The organism is Xanthomonas bonasiae (assembly GCF_017163705.1).
GTDB classification, from domain to species: domain Bacteria; phylum Pseudomonadota; class Gammaproteobacteria; order Xanthomonadales; family Xanthomonadaceae; genus Xanthomonas_A; species Xanthomonas_A bonasiae.
The window spans coordinates 1-20,235 of sequence record NZ_JAFIWB010000046.1; the positions used below are offsets into that span (position 1 = coordinate 1).

The following is a 20,235-nucleotide window of genomic DNA, read 5'->3' on the forward strand; positions in this document are numbered from 1 at the left end:
GCACTTCTTCCCCAACGAGCGCTAACGCGACTCCCCCCTGTTGCATAACGTCCCTGCTATGCGGCCCTCAATGGCCTAATGGCCTAATGGCCTAATGGCGCGGAGCATTGCGGGATCTTCACGCAATGTCAACAACTTGCCGATCCGGATATCGCAGAAGAGGCCCTACCCGCACTTTGGGTCGGGATGACTCACCACCTCATCGCGCCCTTTCCCATGCGTCCCAGCAGCAGGCCCTGGGCTCGCCTCGGCCAGCGTCGCCAGGCTGTATCGCCAGTTCGGCCAGTCCGTGTGTTGCCAGATGTGGGGCATTTCACCGCGCATGATGCGGTGATGATGGAAGCGATTCTCCGCATGCACAATCACCGCACTTTCTGCGGTGATTGGGGCGGCCAATCGCCGCACATCGTCCGCATTGCCCACAGGGACGGCCGATGCACCCATCGTATGAGGAGGCGACCCCGCCCAAGGGGCTGGCGTGTAGCGACGACGCGGCCAGCGCCGCGCCGTCCCCACCCCTCAAGCGCTTCGGCGCTCGCCGGCCACCCCGGCAACGTCACCTCCAAACCAAGCGGCTACGGCGCCGGCTTGAACCTGCGTCGCTTCTTCGCCATAGGCGGCGGCTCCACCGGCACGGCCGTGATCAGCAAGGCGCCATTGGCCATCGTGATCCGCACCTTGCCGCCTACCGCGAAGCCGAGGCCTTCCAGCCACAGGCCATGCAAGCGCAGGCTGGGCACCTGCCGCCCGACCCGCATGCCGTTGCGGTCCACGTCGTAGTAGCGATAGCCGACGGTGCATTGCTTGGGCCGGCGCGGGATCGAGCGCCTGGGCGCGGCGACCTCGTCGGCATCGGGGCACATAGGCAGTGCCGACGCTGCACCAGGCAGCGGTTCGGCGGCAATCGCATCCAAGGGGTCGGGCGATTCGAGCTTGAGCCAGCAGGGTGGCGCCTTGGCGGCGCGGCGAGAGGATTTGGTCTTTAAACGAGCGGCAGCACTACCGGACATGACGTCCTCCATTTGAGTGGGAGTCGCCAAGTGATTTCGGGAGACCAAACCCGGCTGCGGAATTTGCCGTAGCGAGTAGATACTTGCTCGATCAATAGAAGGTGTCAACGTTCAAAGCAGGACATCTGTAGACATCTGCACGACATCCTTCCTGTGTGGATTAAGTCAACCTGACCCCAATATCGCAGCGGTCCGAGCGCCTGTTCGAACTTGTGACAGCGGCAATCCTTGCGCAGCCCGCAACACCTCCGGCAAGGTCGCCGGCTCGGAAGCGGTAAGCCGCTCCGCTATTCCCTCGACTGCTAGGAAAACGACTGCGGAACCTAGGGCCTGGGAACTGGCATGGGAAACTTGGGTCAGTACATCTCCCACTACATGGGTTTTAGACGTTACCTGATGGGAATTGATGCAAGTAATTGTACTCTGACCCCTGTTTTGGGCGCCATGCCCGCGGTGCGGCCGGAGCGCTCAAAGAACGCCGAGCGCGACAAGGCGGCTTCCTTCGCCAACGCCGCCATCTTCCATGCGCACTTGGGCTGCGCATGCATCGCGCGGACGCGCTATTGGCAATCATCGCACCATGCGATTTAGGGGACGGCCTACTGTCTATCCTCCTAGAATCAAGAGTCCTGCTGCCCGAGCCACTCCACCAAGCTCAATCCGGGCCAATGTTTTGCATTGGAAGCCGCATCTAAGTTCACTGCATGCCTATGCTGCTCAGGAAGAGGGGAAGGAGCGGGCGAAATCCTTGGCGGCAGTCGCCCAAGCCTGGAGGGAATAACGCGTAGGGGGCTGTGACCCGGAAAAATCGCAACCACTCGCCCGTCTCTGGCATACACCGCGATGCTGTCGTAAGTCCCTAGCCAGCTGCACTCGGAAAAAGAATAAAGATCGTCACCTTCAGGAAAGGCGAGTGGCTGATATCCAGCATCAAATACGTACCCATCCAGCATCCACCCGAAGTGACGACCATCAGGCCCGTACAGCGTCACGGTCATAATCTATTCTCCATGCGGCCATTACGCTAAGCTAAGCTTTAGCTCCAAGAGAGTGTACTGCTCACGTACTACCTCGCCGTTTCTTCTAACCTTGTTCACTTTTACCTTAGCGACTGCGCCTTGATCGACCCACTGCCGATTGAAGCCAAGCAGCTCTTCGGCAGTAAATGACCTAGCGACCTTCCCGCGGATCACCACCCCGTCCACTTGACGGCGAAACTCAAACTGATGAGCGTCGGGAAGGGTGCCTGACAGCTGACCATCAATCCACTCTTCAGTTTCTTCCACCGACGTAGATTGAGCTCTTTCCGCCGCACGAGATACCGCCTCCTGTCCGAATGAATTATCCCTATTGCCTGCAACAAGCCTCAATGTGGTGCCATTACTCTTCATCAAGTCAAAGAATTCTCGAGCGGTATTTAGCACTCGCTGATCGATACTCTCTACTGCAGTCCTGAATTCTTCTTCGTCAGGTTCACTAAACGCACTCAGCATCCTAGAAGTCTCTTGAACCGCCTGTTTCAAAGGAGCGTCAAGCATGTCCGGCTGATCATGTATCTCTTCTAGAAGAAACCCGAAGGAGCCTCTGACCACATTTGTAATATGCAGCGATGATGCGCCTTTATTTGGCACTACACCGCGCTGACCGAGCCTTCCAGCTTCATGGGCCATGACCTTCGAAATGATATCCTGGAACTTAGCGACCGCTGTCCCGCCGAACTCCGTTTCGATGCCACGCGTACCAACTACTGGCCGACCGCCGAAGAAGAGCGCCGCAGATGCTCCCTCGACTTCTGCAATCGTATCCAACCTGGATAGAGACGCACGAAGCTCCTCTAAGCGAGACTCCAGGCCAAACCTAGCCATCACGTCCTCATCTGTCAGTTGCGACAGAAGTGACGTGACAGCAGCAATATCGGCCTGTGCAAAGTCCCGCTCTAGCTTCCTGATTCCGCTCATGGGTTAACCCCTTGGCTCACCACAGTAGGCGCCGTCCCGAGAATCGCTTGTGCCGCCGCATCATCTGCAGTGTCGGCAAGATTCACCTGAAGCATGCCCTTCCAAATGTCGTCGCCGCGCTTATGGGAAAAAAGACCCAAGTAATACCGAGTAAAATTAACCAATGTCGCTGGATTCCCATTCATATCTACAAAGAACGCGTCAAGCTTATAAGCAGACTTCACAAGACCGCGCTGGAAAAGTCCCGCATTCGCATGCATCAAGGACCGAAGAGCCGCAGGTGCTAATGCTGCTGGAGGCCTGTACAAGAAGCTTAGAAGATCCAGGTCATTTGGGTCCTTTTCCTCCACGAAACTTCCGTCTAGCCACTGAAAACCCTGAGTGAATCCGATAGATCTTAACGCTGCCCTGTGATTCAGCCAGCCACGCAGAATCTCTTTTCGAGCTTCGGTATGCCCAGCGTGGTCACAACTTCAAAAGCAGACACCACATACGGTGACATGTCTTCTGGCTGCCCACCGGGGCCGTCAGCTCCGACGTAAGGAGGGAGAACACCGTTAATTCCAAAGGCCGGGATTGGCATAGTTCCTACATGCTCCAGTGTTAACGTGGCATCCATTCCGAGCTAGGGCAAATCCATCCACTGACATGGAACTATTGGAGGTTCAGCCTTGCCACCAATCTCAACAGTACGGCAACTTCATCGCACATAAAAGGGGCTGTCAATTCATCCTCAGTGACGGGGATAGCCCGTCTGCAGAGCATCAAGGCCCACCAGCAACCAAATATCACACGCAAGTTGCTGTATTACAAAGAATCAAGGCGAAACACATGGACTAGCGACTCACTTCTTGACTCACTTATTGGCAGTTGCGACGAGACCACCTCGGACGCTCTAGTACAAGGCGCGCGTAGTCGTGAGCTGAACCGCCGGCTATCGTGGATGCCGGTTGGTGTGAGTCACGCGTTGATGGCCCGATCAGCTTGCTGCCGCCAGTAGCTTGCCTCGGCTTCGGCGGGTGGGAGAGGGCCCAGGGGCTCGAGCACGTGTTGGCCATTGAACCATGAGACCCACTCGAGGGTGGCCAGTTCGACGGCTTCGTGGGTTTTCCAGGGCGTGCGCCGATGGATCAGTTCAGCCTTGTATAGCTTGTTGATCGTCTCGCCAAAGTGTTGTGCCCCGAGGGCAGGCTTCCGCGCTCGCAGGAATAGCCGGCGCTGCTGGACGGAGGGGCTCGGCCAAGCGTTCGCTGTAGCGGATCGAGACGTACTGGCTGCCGCAGTCGGAATGATAGATCAGTTAACCATCACGCTGTCCGGCACGGGCGTACAGCGACTGCTCCAGCGCATCGAGCACGAAGTCGGCCTTCATCGAACGGCTCACACGCCAGCCGACGACACGGCGCGCGTACACATTGATGACCAAGGCGACGCACACGAAGCCCTGCCAAGTACTGACATAGGTGAAGCCGCCGACCCATAACTGGTTCGGCCGCTCCCCCTTGAACTGCCGATTCACCCCGTCCAGCGGACACGCCGCCTTGGCGTCGGAGACCGGGCTGATACACAACGCCTTGCCACGGAAGACACCACGCAGGCCGGCCGCGATGCATCAATTGTTCCAGGGCAGAGCGCGCCATCTCCTGCACTTCGCGGCGCAGTTGTCGCCAGACCTTGTCGGCACCATAAACCTGCAGGTTGTCGCTCCACAACCGCTCGATCTGCGACAGCAGCCAATATCCAGACGGGGCGACCCGCAGGCACGGCAGATCGGCTCGATCCCGAAGCTCTCACGCCGTGCGTCCACGAACGCGCTCACTTCCTGCCGTGGCGCTAGAGCTCCGCCTGGGCGACATACGCGCTGGTCAGCTTCAGGATCTCGTTGGTGCGGCGCAGTTCGCGCAACTCACGTCGAGTTCCTTGATACGCTGCTGCTCGCCCGTCGTCGGCCCGGCGCGCGCGCCGCGGTCGCGCTCGCCCTGTCGCACCGAGCGACGTAGCACCTCGCTGGTAAAGCCGATCTCGCCGGCGATGGACTCGATCGCCACCCGCTGGGGAGTGGCACTGATCTTTGGCCTCGACACCATGCGTACCACACGCCCGATGTCCTCTGGGGGAGAACTTCGGGAACTTCCTCATCATAGCTCCATCTTCTCAACCAAGGGGTCTCCGGGAAACCCGGGGCGGTTCAAGGAGCCTGGCTCGCAAGCCAGCTATTCTTCGTTGCCGTGGTAAAAAACAAGACCTTTCCGTACTGGGCAAGCAGCGGTTCCAAGGGCGCTTCGTAGCAGCTCGCAGAACCCAGAGGTAAACTGCATACCCACTCTAGTAACAAGCATAAGTTGCGCATGAAGCCAGCTGAGAAAGAAGCTACTGCGACTCCAGAATGGAGCAACGTCGGATACCGGCCGGGTCCGAAGACGCACTTCTTCTACGAGTATGAAGGCGAGCAGGCAGTAGACCCTGCCGCCCTAGTCGGGGACGGCATCCTGCTTTGGCACGAGCAGGTCTACGACAATGAGCTTCATGATCTGGCCCCGCTCTGGGCCTTCGCAGGCAAACTGCTGGATGCCGACCAAGATGCGCCAATGTACTCCTACTTGGAGTGGCTGCGCTTCCAAGTGGTGATTGGAGGGATAACTCCGGACGAGTGGAAAGAAGTTGAGCCGTACCCGTATAAGGGGATGCTCATCTCGGCGATCTACTTCCAAATGGCAAGAAAGCTATGTTCGGAAGGAGATACCGGCAGGGTCTGGCACCTGATTGCGCTGGCCTACTATAACCTCGGACTACATACGGTTCCCTCCGCCTCCCGGGTATTCGCAAGCTATGCAGCGAGTAGGCACGCAGAATACTCGAAGCACAAGCGGGCTATTGTCCTCGAAGTCATAAAACGTCTTCCCGATGACGGCTCGATCAGTAGCATTGCAAAGGCGAAGAGCGCCGTCATCGACTACATACAGGCTCATCCAACGCTACTCTCCGAGTTCGAAAAGCTCGACCGTCTGGTACCCACAGAAAGCAAGCACAACATCGATAACGACGCGATGGACCGGCTTGAGAGAACTCTTGGCGAGTGGGCAGGTCCAAGGGGCCCTTATCCGGAAATGACAACAGCGTTCGCGCGCTTCAGCGCGAAAAAGGCCGAGCCTGAAGTTAGCGCGGCCACTCCAAGAGTGACGACCGAGGAGTTCGTTTTCGAAGAGGCCAGCTATCACACCCGGATACTTAATTCTCTCGCGAGCGGGGATATCCTGAGCATGCATTTCTCGCATGAGCCGGAAAACTAGGAAACACGGTATCCGCAAGCCTGGGAGCTGACCTCCTCGCACTGTCAGGAATAGCTCACCGGAGCAGAAATCCGCCTGCCACAACATTGCCCACCAAGTCAACCGGTCTACCGCTGACCCTTAGACGCCATGTTTGGACGACATCAGACTTCTTTGCAATCAAAACGCACACCGCGTCTTGAGCAACCAAAGGAGTCTGTAATGCTTGACACCGTCACCACCGATCAACCGCGCATCGGCCGCCACAAGGCTGTGCGCTCGAACCTGGCGGCCGACTCGGCCACGGAAACCGATAGCCGAGCCGCTATCGATCTCATCCAGGCGCTTCAGAACGGCAAGGTTCTGGATCGCCTCTGGGAAATCCTTCAGTTCACCAACGCAAGTACGGCGCATGACCGGGCCATTCGGCTGCCCGAGGTGCTGCACATCATGGGCATCAGCAAGAGCAGTTGGTACGACCGGACGAATCTGAAGTCCCCGGCGCACGACCCCGCCGCGCCGAAGCATTTCAAGCTTGGGAAGTCCGACCGCTCGCCTTCTGTCTGGTGGCACTCGGAGATTATCGCCTATCTCGAATCCCTCGCTGCCGCTTCTCGGCCCTACTAATGGAGAACAAAACAATGAAGTCCGAGAACGACATCAACATCGTAAACGCCAAGGCCAAGGACGACCGCCTGCTGAAGCTCGAGCGCAAGTTCGATGCTGCGATTGCAGCCAAGGCTCCCTCCGTCGAAAGGATCTTCGCCCAGGCCTACGAGCTCATTGAACGCGGCATCAGCAGCGGTCTTTTGCAGAAGGAGATCATCGAGCTGGTGAACTCCACCTGCGGCTTGAAGCTCCACGCAGCGAGCTTCCGGGACCTGCTTCAGAAGGAACGCGCTGCCCGCGAAGCGGGTGGCCGTCCCGCCACCTGCCCGACTTGCGGCCACGTCCTGGCCCCGAAGCACACCAAACCGCGCAACGACGCCGCTAACGTAACTACCGACGACCAGCAGGAGGCCGCATGAACCGCTTTGATCCCGACTCGTACCCGCTCGACGCCTTCCTGCTGAAGATCAGCGAACCGGCGTACGAAGTGAAGTCCATGACGCTAGCTCCTGGCGCACTGATCGGCCTGTGCGCACTGACTTCCCTGTCCATTGCATGCCAGGGGCTGATCGACGTCCAGTTGCCTATTGCAGGCAGGCCAGTGCGTCCTGTCTCGCTGAACCTGCTGTTCGTCGGCGAATCCGGCGAGCGCCGCAGCACCGTCGCTTCCTTGCTTTGCGCGCCTATCTATGCCCACGACGAGAGGGCGATCCAGATGCACGAAGCGGACATGCTCGCCCACAAGCGTAGACACGAGCTCTGGAAATCGATCAAGAAGGCAACTATGCGGAAGGTCACGCGCAACGCCTTGTCAGGCGCTTCTACGGAAGCGCTGGATGAAGAACTGGATGCGATCTGCGATCAGGAGCCCGAGCAGCCGCGCTTGCGGCGAATCGCTCATGAGGACCTCACTGAACGCTCGCTGTTTGAAGCGCTGCAAGGAGACGGTGAATCCATAGCACTGATCACCGATGAAGGCCAGATCGTGCTCGACTCTGCCGCCATGCGCAATCTTGGCGTGCTCAACAAATGCTGGGACGGCGCCCGTGTCCTATCTATCGACCGGGCGAACCACGACAACATCGTAGTGCGCAATCCGCGGACTACGACGAGCATCATGACCCACGAGGCTGTCCTGAATAAGTTCTTCCGTCGGCAAGGGGATATCGCACATGGTTCCGGACACTTGGCGCGTTACCTGATTGCCTATCCGACCTCAACCAAGGGGTATCGCACCACTTGGCGCGATCCACCCGAGCCGGTCAAGCTCCCGACGTTCCAGGCACGCATCCAGGAACTCCTGGACTCGTACGACGGACACATCCGCGCAGGCACGCTTGCCCGTCAGGTCATCGAGTTTTCCGATGAAGCTGCAAAGCACTGGAAACAAGCAGCTCATGAAGTTGAAACCCATCTCAAGCCTGGCTTGGACCTGCATGACATCAGCGACTTCGCGGCGAAGTACATGGAGATCATGAGCCGCGTCGCTGCCCTCATGCACTTCTTCTGCGGCCTGGAAGGCAAGATCAGCGAAGACACCCTTAAGCGTGCCGAGACAATCACGATCTGGCACCTGCAGGAGTTCCATCGCCTGTTCGGTGCTTCGCGTTTACCTGAAGAACAGGCGGACGCATGGGAACTTGCGGAATACCTGCGCTCCCACTGCTGGAACAAAGGGATGAGCAGCGTTCCCCGCAGCCAGTTCCTGCATGTCGGTCCTGCTCGTACCAAGCGGAGGCTGGATGCTGCGCTGGAGATCCTCGTGGCACAAGGCGCGGTGCGGCTCATCTACGACGAACACAAGAACCGGAAGTGCTACATCCACATGAACAGCGCCTTCTTTGAAGGGGGGCCTAGCTAAGCTGCGGCCAGGCCCGTTCACAATCATGGTAATTCTCACCCATTGCACTTAGCGAAACCTTTGACCACGGCCCATTCAACATCACACCTTTGCCTTCGCAAATGCGACTTCATTGACCTGCGAAATAAATTATTACACTAGCGCCTCAGCATGTGAGCCGATGTCCAATAATATATTCACAAACCAATGCGTTCCAACACGATCACACGGATACATATCCTAGAACTTTAGAGGGGAGAATGAGGAAGCGCACTTAACGTTTCTCTAGTTCAACCATTGGTGTCCAAACCAACAGCCGGCAAGGTTGCTCCTTGCCGGCTTTCCTTTGATCAAACCAAGGACCAGACATGACCTATCACGTGCAGATAAAAAGCGGAAGAAAAGGAACCGCCACCGAGCATGCCCGGTACGATGCTCGACTTGGAAAGTGGAAGAAGCGCGAGGATCTGGTCTCCTTCGAATTCGACAACCTCCCTGAGTGGGCCGAAAGCGATCCGATCAAGTTCTGGAAGATGGCAGACAAGCATGAGCGCAGAAACGGCGCCGTCTATCGCGAGGCAATCATCGCGCTACCCAATGTATTGAGCTCTGAACAAAACCTGGAACTTTCGCGGAAGTTAGCCGATGTCGTAGCGCCAAACCGTCCTCGGCAGATTGCGATACACGAAGTGGACGCCGCATTAGGAGGCGTCACCAATCCACACATGCACCTGATGTACTCGGATCGACTCCTTGACGATATCGAGCGTCCGCCAGAGTACTTCTTTCGTCGATACAATCCCAGACGTCCAGCGCAGGGCGGAAGCAGGAAAGCAAGCGGCGGCAAGACCCGGCAAGAAATGCGAGAAGAGCTGATTGCCACGCGAGAGCGGATCGCCGAGGTTCAAAACGAGACGCTGGCCAGGGCAGGACACAACATCCGTGTGGACCATCGGAGCCACCAGGCAAGAGGAATCGACCGAACGCCCGAGCGGCACTTAGGGCACGCGCGGGTAAAGCAGATGACGGCGGAAGAACGGAAGCGATTCACGGCCACCCGATCGAGTGAAACAAAGAAGTAATCCCTTAGGAGCAGGCGCTCCAGACGCTCTGCGTAGCCACACGCAGCTTCCTCCGATGCACTCGCACAATCCCAGTATTTGTACAGATACCCCCATTATTTTCATGCGACTTTTCGACTTAGTCGCAAAGTCGCATGGTTCTTTGGCTCCTCTGGTAGTTTTTACTTTGAACCACGACGTGGCATGTCAGAACTGAAAGCATCCCTTTTTTTTCTCAGTCTCCAACTCCTCTCGTTTTTGCCTTTCCCTCGAAAGTTCCCCGTCTCTCCCAGGCATGTCGATACCTGCAGCCGGCACGCCGCTGCCAGTGACGCTTGGTTGTCCCAGCCACTTCGGTTGTTCGCCATCGATACTGCCGTTCGTCCTCGAACGAAGGAGCGCTGCCAAGATCGGCTATCTGGTCACAAGCATTACAAGGATGTAACCAGGAGGGCAGCAGTCACTGCCCTCCATTTCGATTTCACAGCTCCATCTGACGCAAGCGCAGACCATGGCTTGTGTGCGACATCCGCCAGGTCCACATCCTATTCGCGATACCAGACTCGTCATACCCGATGTCGTTGGCCGCCGGCAACGCGCTCTGGCCGGCGAAACTGGCCAAGCTTTCGACAAGCTGGCCTATTTCAGCATGGGGCTGCCGCATCGCACCGGTCGGGAATGACGGTGAAATCGGCGGCTCTGACTTGCCGGAACCTAGCCCCGTGACGTCACCACTGGCCGGCGGCGGCAGAACAATCCCATGCTGTGGATTTGCCGACGGCGCCGTGCCCGCTTCAATCGTCGTCAGCGCGCGGAGGATCGGCGCGGCGATGGCGAAGGCCTCGATCGCTTGTGTCAGATTGCTCGCCTCGTCCTCGCTCACGCTAAACGCGTCAAGCGTCGGCTCCGCCGTCAGCGAGGCCGCGGACACGCTGCGGCCAGCGGAGCCCAGCGGCGTCAGCTGGCCAGCGATGGTCGCGGCCGAGATCGCATAGCCGCCATCGCCAGGCTGCACGTAAGCGACCGCACGTTCGCCGCCAAGGAAGTGATCAAGCACACGCATCTGCTGCCCCGCGTCACCATCCACGCGCACGATCAGGTCGTCGCCTTCGCGGTGATAGGTCAGGCGGCCGCGGTCGATGCCATCGAAGTACAGCCAGTCGGTCCCGCCACCGGTGTTGTCAATGGTATCCACGCCGGAGCCGGCGGCATAAAAATAGGTGTCGTTGCCCGCGCCGCCGAACAACATGTCGGCACCGTCCTCACCTACCAGCTGGTCATCGCCGGCACCGCCAATCAGGATGTCGTTGCCCGACCCCGTGAAACTGCCATTTCCGCCAGAGAGATAGTCATCGCCGTCGCCTCCGTCGAGCTTGTCGTCGGCTCCCATGCCGAAGAGCGTATCGGCTCCGCCCAGACCCTTGATCAGGTCACGGCCGCTGGTGCCGACGATCTGCTCGTCGGCTGCGGTGCCGGTCTTCTGCGACGGGTAGTCGGCATCATTGCCGGTCCCCGGCGTACCGCCGCCGTTGTCGCCTCCACCGCCGTTGTTGGTGACCAGTGCATTGATCGCCGCGGTGTTCAGGGCCGAATCACTGGCCGGCTGCAGGTAGTCCAGGGCCATATCGCCGCCGAGGAAGTGGTCGGTTACCGTGACGCGCTGGTTGGCGTTGCCGTTGACGGTGATGACCAGATCGTCGCCGTCGCGGACAAGAGCCAGTTGCGAAGTCGTGATGCCATTCTCGAAGATCAGCCAGTCCGTGCCACCTCCGGTATTGTCGATGACATCAATGCCGCCGCCGTAGATGTACTGGTCGTCCCCCGCTCCGCCGGCCAGCGTGTTGTTGCCGTCTTCACCGCGCAAGGTGTCATCGCCAACTCCGCCCTCAAGCACATCATTGCCCGATCCGCTGCCATTGCCGCTGCCGCCGGACAGGTAGTCGTTGCCGTCACCGCCGCGAAGGGTGTCGCTGCCCTCCATGCCGAACAGCGTATCGGCACCGCTCAGGCCTTCGATCAGGTCCTTGCCTGCGCTACCGACGAGTTGCTCGTCAGCAGTAGTGCCGGTCAGTGTCTGGTCGAAGCCGGCACCCGGATTACTGCCGCCGTTGATAATCGCGGCGATCTGCGCGGCACTGTAGCGGTTGTCGCTAGCCTGGACGTAATCAAGCTCGGCATCGCCGCCAAGGAAATGGCCGGCAATCCGTGCCGCGGGCGTTGCTGCGCCGTCGATGGTGACGAGCAGGTCGTCGCCATCGCGGGCGAAACCGAGCCTGCCGATCGCAACCCCGTTGGTCAGCAAGGTGTCCGTGCCGCCGCCGGTGTTGTCGACCCGGTCGCTGCCGGTTGTGGCGTCGATGACATACATGTCGTCGCCCTCGCCGCCCACCAGCAGGTCTTCGCCGTTGCCACCCCACAGCGTGTCGTTGCCGGCCATGCCACGCAGCTGATCGTTGCCATCCAGGCCAAGCAGCGAGTTGGCAATCGAATTGCCCTCAACGAGATTGTCCAGAGCATTGCCATTGCCTTGGGCGGCGTTCCCTGTCAGGCGCAGGTTCTCGACATTGTCAGCCAGGACGTACTGGCTACCGAAGCCGCGCACGACCGTGTCGATGCCCTCGCCCTCCTGCTCAATGATCTGGTCGGAGTCAGTGTCCAAGTAATAGATGTCGTTGCCAGCGTACCCATACAAGGTATCGGCGCCACTACCGCCATCCAGTGCATTGTCCCAGGCATTGCCATGCAGTTGGTTGGACAATGCGTTGCCTGTCAAGCCCAGGTCTGGTCCGTCGCCGAGATGACCTATCTCCACGTTGTCTGACAATGTCCACGTCACATAGGACATGGCCTCATCGGCACCGCCGTCGGCGGCTTCGATGATGACATCGCCTGCATCATCAATCACGTAGTAATCGTCACCGAGTCCGCCGGCCATCTTGTCGGCGCCAGCCCCGCCATCTAGATAGTTGTCGGCGGAGTTTCCGATCAACTCCTGCGACCCATCGCCGCTGGTTGCTGCTTGCGCTTCGCTCCCCTCTATCAGGACGACCCGTTCGATGCCTACCGCAGCCACATAGTCGTATTGCCCGCTTTCGACAGTATCGAACCCCTCGCCGGCCAATTCCACCACCGTGACAAATGCATCTTCGCTGAGGACATAAGTATCGTCGCCCGCCCCCCCGTACAGGACATCGCTACCACCATTCCCTTCCAGGCGATCATTGCCTCCCAAACCATGCAATTCTTCGGACCGATTGCTGCCGACAATCAAATCGTCTCCCTGGGTGCCGGTCAGGACGAGCACAGCGCTAAAACCCAGGTACCGGGAAGCGGTCTGCCCAAAACGGTCCGCTGCCGTAATGGTAAAGCTCACGTATTCAGCGCTTTGCGGCGGAGTACCAGAAATGGTTCCAGTTTGCGAATTGATGCTCATCCATTCGGGACCAGAGAGGGAATAGGTCAACGTATCGCCAGGATCGTCGACGAAGGCCCCTTCAGGAAGCATGATCTCGAACGACTCGCCGATCCGGACGGTCGACGGCAGTGCGAACGAGGTGGCTATCGGTGCATTGTTGGTAACCGACAGTTGGTCGAGGTCGCCGCGGCGGATCGTGCCATCGGCGAATTCGAACTCTTCGATAGCTCGCATCAAGGTGAATTGGCCGGGTGCATCCTCGCGCCAGTAGTTCTCGACGATAAGACGATCGCTTGTGCCATTGCCGACTTGGACGATCAGGCTGGTTCCTTCCTTTGACCAGGTCACGTCATCGGGATCGATACCCACGCCAAAGATGACCCGATCGGTATCTCGGTCACTATTGATGGATCGGATGTGATCTGTACCGTCACCGATGTCGTAGAAGAACCGGTCGCTACCGCTGCGCGTACCGGAGTAGGCAGCTCCGCCGGTCCCAATCAGAATATCGTCCCCCTTGCCACCGTAGATATCAGCGCCATAGACCGATGCATAGATGGTGTCGTTCCCGTCCTCACCATACAGCAGGTCCGCACCATCTATGCTGCTTTGCTCGCTATCACCTGTATTTTTGTAGTAACCATTGAGAACGTCATTGCCCGCGCCACCATGGATCTCGTTGGCGTACATGTTGCCCATCAGGACATTGTCGCCTGTGTCACCCTGTATATTTCCTCGTAGTCGTATGGAACCGTAAGGACCGCTGGTGCCGACGTTGTACAAGGTCAGGTTCTCGACGTTGCCGTAATCTGAAACCGAAACCCACATCCCAACATCGGTGAGTTCGTCCCAGCCTGCGATTACCACCGTATCATTACCGCCGTTGATCGACTCGATCACGATGTCCTTGCGCGTCACCAGGTAGATATCGTTGCCACCTAGGCCGGATAGCTGGTTGATACCGGAGACGAGATGGCCCTCCAGTACGTTGGCGTCCGAGTTACCCGTAGCCGATACGGCGGTTCCTATTAACCGGATGTTCTCCAACTCCAGCCGGGTTTCGATCGAATAATCCAGGCTCGCCTCGACGGTATCGATCGAGTCGTAGTCCGTCTGTTGCTCGACGATGACGTCGTCAGCACTGTCGACAACATAGGTATCCTTGCCGGAACTACCCATCAAGGTGTCCTTGCCGCCTTTTCCGTCCAGCCGGAAGCTCAGGTCCGGCATATGAGATGCACTGGATGTCTTGATGATCTGGATGACGTTGTCGAGTGCGTTGCCGTTCAGTTCGCTGGGCAAATTCGTGTACCAGAAATTGGCAGGTGTATAGACCAAATTCTCGATGTTCGCACCAAGCGTGGAATAGTAGAAGTTGGTATAGAGCGTATCAATACCACCGCCAGCCTCTTCCTCGATGTTGCTGCTCTGCGTGGTCGGCGGAGATGCAGACGAAGTGTAGTTGTGGTTTAGGTAATAGGCGTCATTGCCGTTGCCGCCGATATAGCGATCGACGTAGTTGCCCCTATACCCCATGTATAGGCGATCGTCGCCGTCACCACCGCGAACGATGTCATTGCCCTCGTCTCCGTACAGTACGTCGTTGCCCGAACCACCATCGAGCACATCGTCACCCTCGCCGCCGTAGATGCTGTCGTTTCCGTCCATCCCGGAAAGGGTGTCGTTGCCCCCTAGCCCATTGATGACGTCCGGCGCAAAAGTTCCGACATAAGTGTCGTTTCCCGAAGTCCCCGTCCACGACCGCTGCTGGAAGTCGGCAGTCGAGAGCTCGGTCCCTTCCGCGAAGCGGACGCGATGGCCGCCGTTGGCGAGGAAGCCCTCCAGCACGACCATGTTGTCGGCGGTTGCACCCGGGCTGCCGGCGCTTCCGGAGATGAAGATCATCAGGTCGTTGCCGTCGACCTGGTAGTTCATCACCATGTTCTGGCTGATGCCGACCAGATTGATGGTGTCGCTACCGGCATTGGCGGCATCCAGTTTGCCGATCACATCGTAACCTGAGCCCCAGGCGATGTTGTAGGTATCGTCGCCCGCACCGCCGTCGATGACATCCGAACCATTCCCTCCCCCGTTGTGGACGAGATTGATGACATCGTTTCCGGCGCCGCCATAGACGACGTCGTTGCCCTGCCCATCCGACAGGGTATCGTTGCCCTGGCCACCGTCGATCAAGTCGTTTCCGCCCTGGCCATCGATCGTGTCGTCGCCGCCCAGGCCGTACAGGCGATCGTCGCCGTCCGTGCCCTGCAGGTTTTCACCAGCGCCGCTTCCGCCGGTGACGCTACCGTAGTAGACGCCCGAGTCGATCAATTCACGACTGATCCAGGAACCGTCGCCCAGTTGGATCCATGCGGCGGTGCCGGTGGCGAAATAGCCTGCCACGCGCAGGCTGCTGCCGTCGGCCATGGCCAAGACCAAGTCGTTCTGGTCGCGGGTGAAGGTGACCTCCTCGGCCGCGATTCCCTGTTGCAGATAGATCTGGTCCTGGCTATCGATGGCGAGTTCGACAACATCATGACCGAATTGACGGTCAAAGTAGTAGCGATTCAGCCCGGCTCCCCCGATCAGGGTGTCGTTGCCCGCACCACCGATCAGATAGTCGTCGCCATCTTCGCCGTACAGAGTGTCGTTGCCTGCACTGCCATGGAGCGTATCGCTGCCGGCACCGCCGTAAACCTGATCGTCTCCCTCGGCGGCGGTGACGATATCGTTTCCATCTTCGGCATGGATGACGTCGTTCCCGGCTCCTGCGTAGATGCTGTCATTGCCGACACCGGCATAGACCGTATCGTCGCCGTCGTCAGCATCGATGGTGTCGTCGCCAGCGCCGCCATAGATCGTGTCGTTGCCGGCCTCGCCATCGAGAATGTCGTTGCCTTCACCACCATCAAGGACATCCTTGCCATCCCCGCCTGCCAGCGTATCCGCACCAGCGCCGCCACTGAGGCGGTCATCGCCAGCACCACCGTACAGCTTGTCGTCGTCGCTGCCGCCACTGAGCGTATCGTCGCCGGCCTCACCGAGGAGGACGTCCTTGCCGGCACCGCCATCGAGCAGATCGTCACCGTCACCGCCCTGCAATTCATCATCCCCCGTCCCACCGGACAACTGATCGTTTCCGCCATTGCCGATCAGCAGGTCGTTTCCGGCGCCGCCGTCCAGATAGTCGTTGCCGTGATAGACGGCGGCCAGTGTCCCGTCGGAAGCCACGTCACCGACGATCTGGTCATCCCCATCATCGCCGTACAACGCATCGTCCCCGCCCCCGCCATCGATGATGTCGTTATCGGCGCCGCCGTGGATCAGATCACGCCCATGCGCAGATCCGTCGATGTCCCGAGCATCGCCGATCAAGGTATCGGAGCCGGCGCCGCCATCGATCATGTCATCGCCTCCGCCACCGCTGACGAAGTCATTGCCTGCTCCGGCATCGATGCTGTCGTTGCCGTGGCGCGTGCCGGCCTGGCTATTGTCTCCCCAGATGTTGTCGTTGCCTATGCCGCCGATGATGACATCGTCGCCGTCATCACCCGTCAGAATGTCGTCGCCAGCGCCACCATCGATGTAGTCGCTGTCGGCATCGTCGCTATCGGCAGCACCTGCCATGCCTCGGCCCCAGATCCGGTCATTGTCGTCGCCTCCGGACAGTACGTCGTTGCCACCATTGCCGCTGATACTGTCGTTGCCGGCGCCGCCATCTATCGCGTCGTTGCCGTTGTGATTTGCCTGGGCAGACGAACGCCACCCTATAGCGTTCCCGGCGCCTGCCGCATCCGGATAGTCGCCACTGATGGTGTCGTCATCGGCCTCACCGAAGATTACGTCATTGTCGTAGCCACCCGTCAGGCGGTCGTTCCCGCTCCCCCCGCGGATGATGTCATTACCGTCGCCCGCCACCACAATGTCGTTGCCGCTGCCGGCATCGATCATGTCGTCTCCGCTCGGTGTGGCATTCGGGTCCAGTTCTGTCCAGCCAGGCGCATGGATCAAATCCGCGATGTACCAGGCCTTTCCATGATCGAGGACCGCTGCACCCAGCTCGTTCACGCGCTCGTAGAACTCGTCTTGTTCGCTCTTGCCGGTATCTGGATCGGGCGTCTTGTCCAGTTCTCTGAAATCTGCCTGTTCGTACCCGTCGTAAATGTAGTCATTGCCATCGCCACCGATCAGCACGTCGTCACCGGTACCGCCAAGGATGAGATCGTTGCCGGCACCGCCGTCCAGGTGATCATCGCCCGCGCCGCCTTCCAGGCCGTCGTTGCCAGCAAGTGCACTCACGCTGTCGTCGCCGCTGTTGTTTCCGCCAGAGCCGAACAGGTCGTCGTCGCCCGTCATCTGCGAGCCGCTGATTGGGGGGACCTGTCCGGCCAAGGTGAGACCCAGGTCGCCTTGGGTCCAGTCCCGTATGCGAATGCTGTCTTGGCTACCAATCACATCCAGCACAAGCATGCCCCGACCATTGCCGCCATCGAGAAAAGTAATCTTCAGCTTGTTTGTCGTGTCGCGCCAGGAAACCTCGGACAGACGCTCGCCAACCGACACCACCGCTCCATCAAACGTGATCGAACCGTCGCCTGAGCTATCGAAGATGGTATCGGTGTTGACGCCACCTGAATTTCCACTGGTGAAGACGTAAGTATCCTGGCCCTGCCCACCGTAGAGCATGTCGCTGCCGGTCCCGCCATTCAGGATGTCGTCCCCCCCTCTGCCCTCCAACGTGTCGTTTCCCGCGCCGCCGCGCAGTTCGTCACCTGCGGTATAGCCTGTGCCATAGAGATGGTCATTCCCGTTTCCGGCGATGACAACGACACCATCGTAAGGAAACTGCTCCGTCAGATTCAGGAGTGCCATGGCATCGAGTTTGGCATTACTGTTGTTCGTATCCTTTCCGTCGTAAACAACAAAGCGATTGTCCGCATCCTCGTACGTAATAATGTCGTTGGCGACCAGACCACCAAGCAAAGATGCAAAAAGGGCAGCGAAATGATCGATATCAGCGACCAAGGCCGTCTTTGCGACCAGCTCGGCGGCCATTGCCTGCGTATTCCTTAGGTCCAGCGCATACCAGTCTTCAGCACTGAAGCTGTACCTTTGCGTTACCGTTCCGGTGAAATGTATCGGCACCGTCCGACCGATTCCTGAAGGATCAATTTCTCCTTCGGTCAGCCCATTGGTGACAGTCGCCAGCCAGTTCGTGCTCTCATAATCAAAATCGTTATCGACAGGAACTACGCAGATATTATCAATCTCTCGAGTGCCGTTTTCGTTGACATAGAAAACTGCGTCATCATTAATCTTGTAATTTCCAGAACCGAATACATATGCCCTTTCGGAATAATCACTTTCGTACACGCCCTGATAGTACTGTTGAACTGCCAGCAAGTTGTCAGTTATTCCATATGCAGCAAGCAGTTCCGATGTCGTGTAGACCCCGGGAGCGAGGCTTCCTTTGTAGTCGTTTCCAGCCAAGAAATTGCGCACGAAGTTGAATCTTTCGACACCTGCGAACCGGCCAGCCCCGGTCGTCATATATTCGTTTGCGTCGACGTCTACCTGCCCCCCCTTCTGCCCTGCGTCGCGGATCAACGCCTCGTCTGCAAGATTCGAAGGCGGCACATCAGCATTGAACAGGTACCGCGAAACGATCTGGTTGATGGTTGGCATCGTCACGTTCATTCTCCCTTTATCCATTTGACTTCAGTGAACCCTCGCGCGTTCCTACGCGTCATGATTTCGCCACAGTTAGAGACGTAGGCCACTCCTCCCAAATCGTGGTTACCAATTATTACGCTGCCGTCCTTACCCGTCTCCCAATAATGGGTAGTGCTTCCTGGTACGGCTGGGTGCACCCGGGTGCCGTGTTTGTAGGTACAGCAGTCATAGATGAACTGCCGCACTTGAATCCTGTAATAATGAATCCCGAAGCCCCTCAACCGATTCACCAGTCCTGGCCAACCTGTGCCAGCTGGCAAGCTTGACGGGTTCACGGAAATGACGTCCTGCGATGCCGTACGCGTTGCTGTATAGCCGCCATAAGTGGAGTAATTCAGCAGGAGAAATGGCTCCCTGATCGATTCGACGTGCCCACTGGCCCCCTGCGTGACTTCCCTCGCACCGAACTTGCCCGCGAAATCGTTCCCGCCGTTCTTCAGATCAAACAGCGCCTTTGCAATCTCGCGGTCCGACATCGGGCCGGCCACCCTGAGACCCAGCCCGCCGCGAAAATGGTCAGCGTCCTGAACACGAATATTCTCCAATCCGATGTCAATCAGGCCAGACAGTACCCGCGCCCGCAGATCCGCGTTGCTCATCTGAACGCCCGTGCTCGGGCAGATTCCCGCTTCCACCTGCCCAAGCCCCCAGACAACTGGCACGACGATCACCGACACCGCCGCGATCGTCAACCCGATCACTACGCCCCTCTTCCTCATGCATCCCTCCTTCCAATCCGGGCTGTAATGAAGCTCGGAGCGCCCCACAGCGTTGTAACCACTGTGTGCAAGCGAGCATCGAATAGCTCCCACTTCCAATGTTCTGTGGGAAAAATCTGCCCAGTGGGATTACGCACTAACAATATTTCTTCCGGGTTTTCATGATTGCCTTGAACCAATCAGAGTCCCTTCGCCGCCGTTCCGCCTTGTCCGCTTCGCGGACTAAAGCGGGCTCCCCGATATGGCGGACGTTGGCAAGCAGATTCGCGAGTTGATCGATGCGACCGGGATCCAGTGGAATTACTCGCCATTCACCGCCATCGGTCGATACATACTCGACATAGGGGGGCTGCGGCTTTCCCATTTTGTACCAAGCCCCACAGTACGCGTAGGTGGCCACCACGATCCAGGTCAATGTCGCCGCGTCGTAGTCCAGCACGATCGGAACCAGATTTGACCGCCACGTCGGCGGAGCCTTGGCGCCCGATATACCCGATAGACGTAGCGTCTCCTCGCTTGGCTCCCAGCCCATCGGCCCGCTAAGTTCACGTTGAATGTGGCCCTTGGCTGTTCGATCAATGGTGATCAACTGCCCATCGGACAGGCGAACTTCCTCCTTCC

The 20,235-nt window shown here is 58.5% G+C and carries 11 protein-coding genes, 3 pseudogenes and 1 other annotated feature; of the genes and pseudogenes, 5 read left to right on the forward strand and 9 right to left on the reverse strand.

Translation table 11 applies throughout. The annotated features are described in order from the left end of the window. Window positions 1–575: 575 nt before the first annotated feature. The 6 genes and pseudogenes from JR064_RS22300 to JR064_RS22320 form a co-directional block, all read right to left on the reverse strand. The gene (locus JR064_RS22300; protein WP_241093242.1) at window positions 576–1,022 is read right to left on the reverse strand and encodes a SymE family type I addiction module toxin; all 447 of its coding nucleotides are present in this window, start codon (window positions 1,020–1,022) and stop codon (window positions 576–578) included. Between the two features lie 425 nt (window positions 1,023–1,447). Beyond that, window positions 1,448–1,567: pseudogene (locus JR064_RS23430) on the reverse strand (AraC family transcriptional regulator); the annotation flags it as partial. A 63-nt stretch (window positions 1,568–1,630) separates the two neighbouring features. After that, a complete protein-coding gene (locus JR064_RS22305; protein WP_206231185.1) occupies window positions 1,631–2,008 on the reverse strand; it encodes a 4-fold beta flower protein in 378 nt (125 codons plus the stop codon). 21 nt (window positions 2,009–2,029) lie between these two features. Beyond that, the gene (locus JR064_RS22310; RefSeq protein WP_206231186.1) at window positions 2,030–2,968 is read right to left on the reverse strand and encodes a hypothetical protein; all 939 of its coding nucleotides are present in this window, start codon (window positions 2,966–2,968) and stop codon (window positions 2,030–2,032) included. Next, window positions 2,965–3,423: pseudogene (locus JR064_RS22315) on the reverse strand (DUF6932 family protein); the annotation flags it as partial. The pseudogene JR064_RS22315 and the gene JR064_RS22310, both read right to left, overlap by 4 nt. A gap of 505 nt (window positions 3,424–3,928) precedes the next feature. Next, window positions 3,929–5,107 (reverse strand): annotated as a pseudogene (locus JR064_RS22320) (IS3 family transposase). Further along, window positions 4,714–4,829 (reverse strand) — a sequence feature (AL1L pseudoknot). (Overlaps the previous pseudogene by 116 nt.) A 209-nt stretch (window positions 5,108–5,316) precedes the next feature. Between JR064_RS22320 and JR064_RS22325 the strand changes: the two are divergent. From JR064_RS22325 to JR064_RS22345, 5 genes are all read left to right on the forward strand, one after another. Continuing rightward, window positions 5,317–6,258, forward strand: coding sequence for a hypothetical protein (locus JR064_RS22325; RefSeq protein ID WP_206231188.1), 942 nt, complete (start codon window positions 5,317–5,319; stop codon window positions 6,256–6,258). A 201-nt stretch (window positions 6,259–6,459) separates the two neighbouring features. Further along, window positions 6,460–6,864: a helix-turn-helix transcriptional regulator gene (locus JR064_RS22330; RefSeq protein WP_206231189.1), complete on the forward strand. Its 405-nt coding sequence runs from the start codon at window positions 6,460–6,462 to the stop codon at window positions 6,862–6,864. A 14-nt stretch (window positions 6,865–6,878) separates the two neighbouring features. After that, window positions 6,879–7,265, forward strand: a complete 387-nt coding sequence (locus JR064_RS22335) for a hypothetical protein (protein WP_206231190.1) — start codon at window positions 6,879–6,881, stop codon at window positions 7,263–7,265. Further along, on the forward strand, window positions 7,262–8,707 hold the full coding sequence (locus JR064_RS22340; RefSeq protein WP_206231191.1) for a YfjI family protein: 1,446 nt from the start codon (window positions 7,262–7,264) through the stop codon (window positions 8,705–8,707). Before JR064_RS22335 ends, JR064_RS22340 begins: the two co-directional genes overlap by 4 nt. Before the next feature lie 347 nt (window positions 8,708–9,054). Then, window positions 9,055–9,768, forward strand: a complete 714-nt coding sequence (locus tag JR064_RS22345; RefSeq protein ID WP_206231192.1) for a MobA/MobL family protein — start codon at window positions 9,055–9,057, stop codon at window positions 9,766–9,768. 460 nt (window positions 9,769–10,228) lie between these two features. Here the strand turns inward: JR064_RS22345 and JR064_RS23180 are convergent, their stop codons facing one another. From JR064_RS23180 to JR064_RS22430, 3 genes are all read right to left on the reverse strand, one after another. Then, window positions 10,229–18,859 (reverse strand): calcium-binding protein, encoded by an 8,631-nt coding sequence (locus JR064_RS23180; protein WP_277420393.1) that lies wholly within the window; start codon window positions 18,857–18,859, stop codon window positions 10,229–10,231. Next, the gene (locus tag JR064_RS22425; RefSeq protein ID WP_206231193.1) at window positions 18,856–19,614 is read right to left on the reverse strand and encodes a hypothetical protein; all 759 of its coding nucleotides are present in this window, start codon (window positions 19,612–19,614) and stop codon (window positions 18,856–18,858) included. Before JR064_RS22425 ends, JR064_RS23180 begins: the two co-directional genes overlap by 4 nt. A 136-nt stretch (window positions 19,615–19,750) precedes the next feature. Next, on the reverse strand, window positions 19,751–20,235 hold a 485-nt coding region (locus JR064_RS22430), incomplete at its 5' end, for a hypothetical protein (protein ID WP_206231194.1).

Coding starts and splice junctions, on each gene's coding strand:
- JR064_RS22300 (WP_241093242.1), bottom strand. CDS start 1,022: ATGGAGGACGTCATGTCCGGTAGTGCTGCCGCTCGTTTAAAGACCAAA.
- JR064_RS22305 (WP_206231185.1), bottom strand. CDS start 2,008: ATGACCGTGACGCTGTACGGGCCTGATGGTCGTCACTTCGGGTGGATG.
- JR064_RS22310 (WP_206231186.1), bottom strand. CDS start 2,968: ATGAGCGGAATCAGGAAGCTAGAGCGGGACTTTGCACAGGCCGATATT.
- JR064_RS22325 (WP_206231188.1), top strand. CDS start 5,317: ATGAAGCCAGCTGAGAAAGAAGCTACTGCGACTCCAGAATGGAGCAAC.
- JR064_RS22330 (WP_206231189.1), top strand. CDS start 6,460: ATGCTTGACACCGTCACCACCGATCAACCGCGCATCGGCCGCCACAAG.
- JR064_RS22335 (WP_206231190.1), top strand. CDS start 6,879: ATGAAGTCCGAGAACGACATCAACATCGTAAACGCCAAGGCCAAGGAC.
- JR064_RS22340 (WP_206231191.1), top strand. CDS start 7,262: ATGAACCGCTTTGATCCCGACTCGTACCCGCTCGACGCCTTCCTGCTG.
- JR064_RS22345 (WP_206231192.1), top strand. CDS start 9,055: ATGACCTATCACGTGCAGATAAAAAGCGGAAGAAAAGGAACCGCCACC.
- JR064_RS23180 (WP_277420393.1), bottom strand. CDS start 18,859: ATGAACGTGACGATGCCAACCATCAACCAGATCGTTTCGCGGTACCTG.
- JR064_RS22425 (WP_206231193.1), bottom strand. CDS start 19,614: ATGAGGAAGAGGGGCGTAGTGATCGGGTTGACGATCGCGGCGGTGTCG.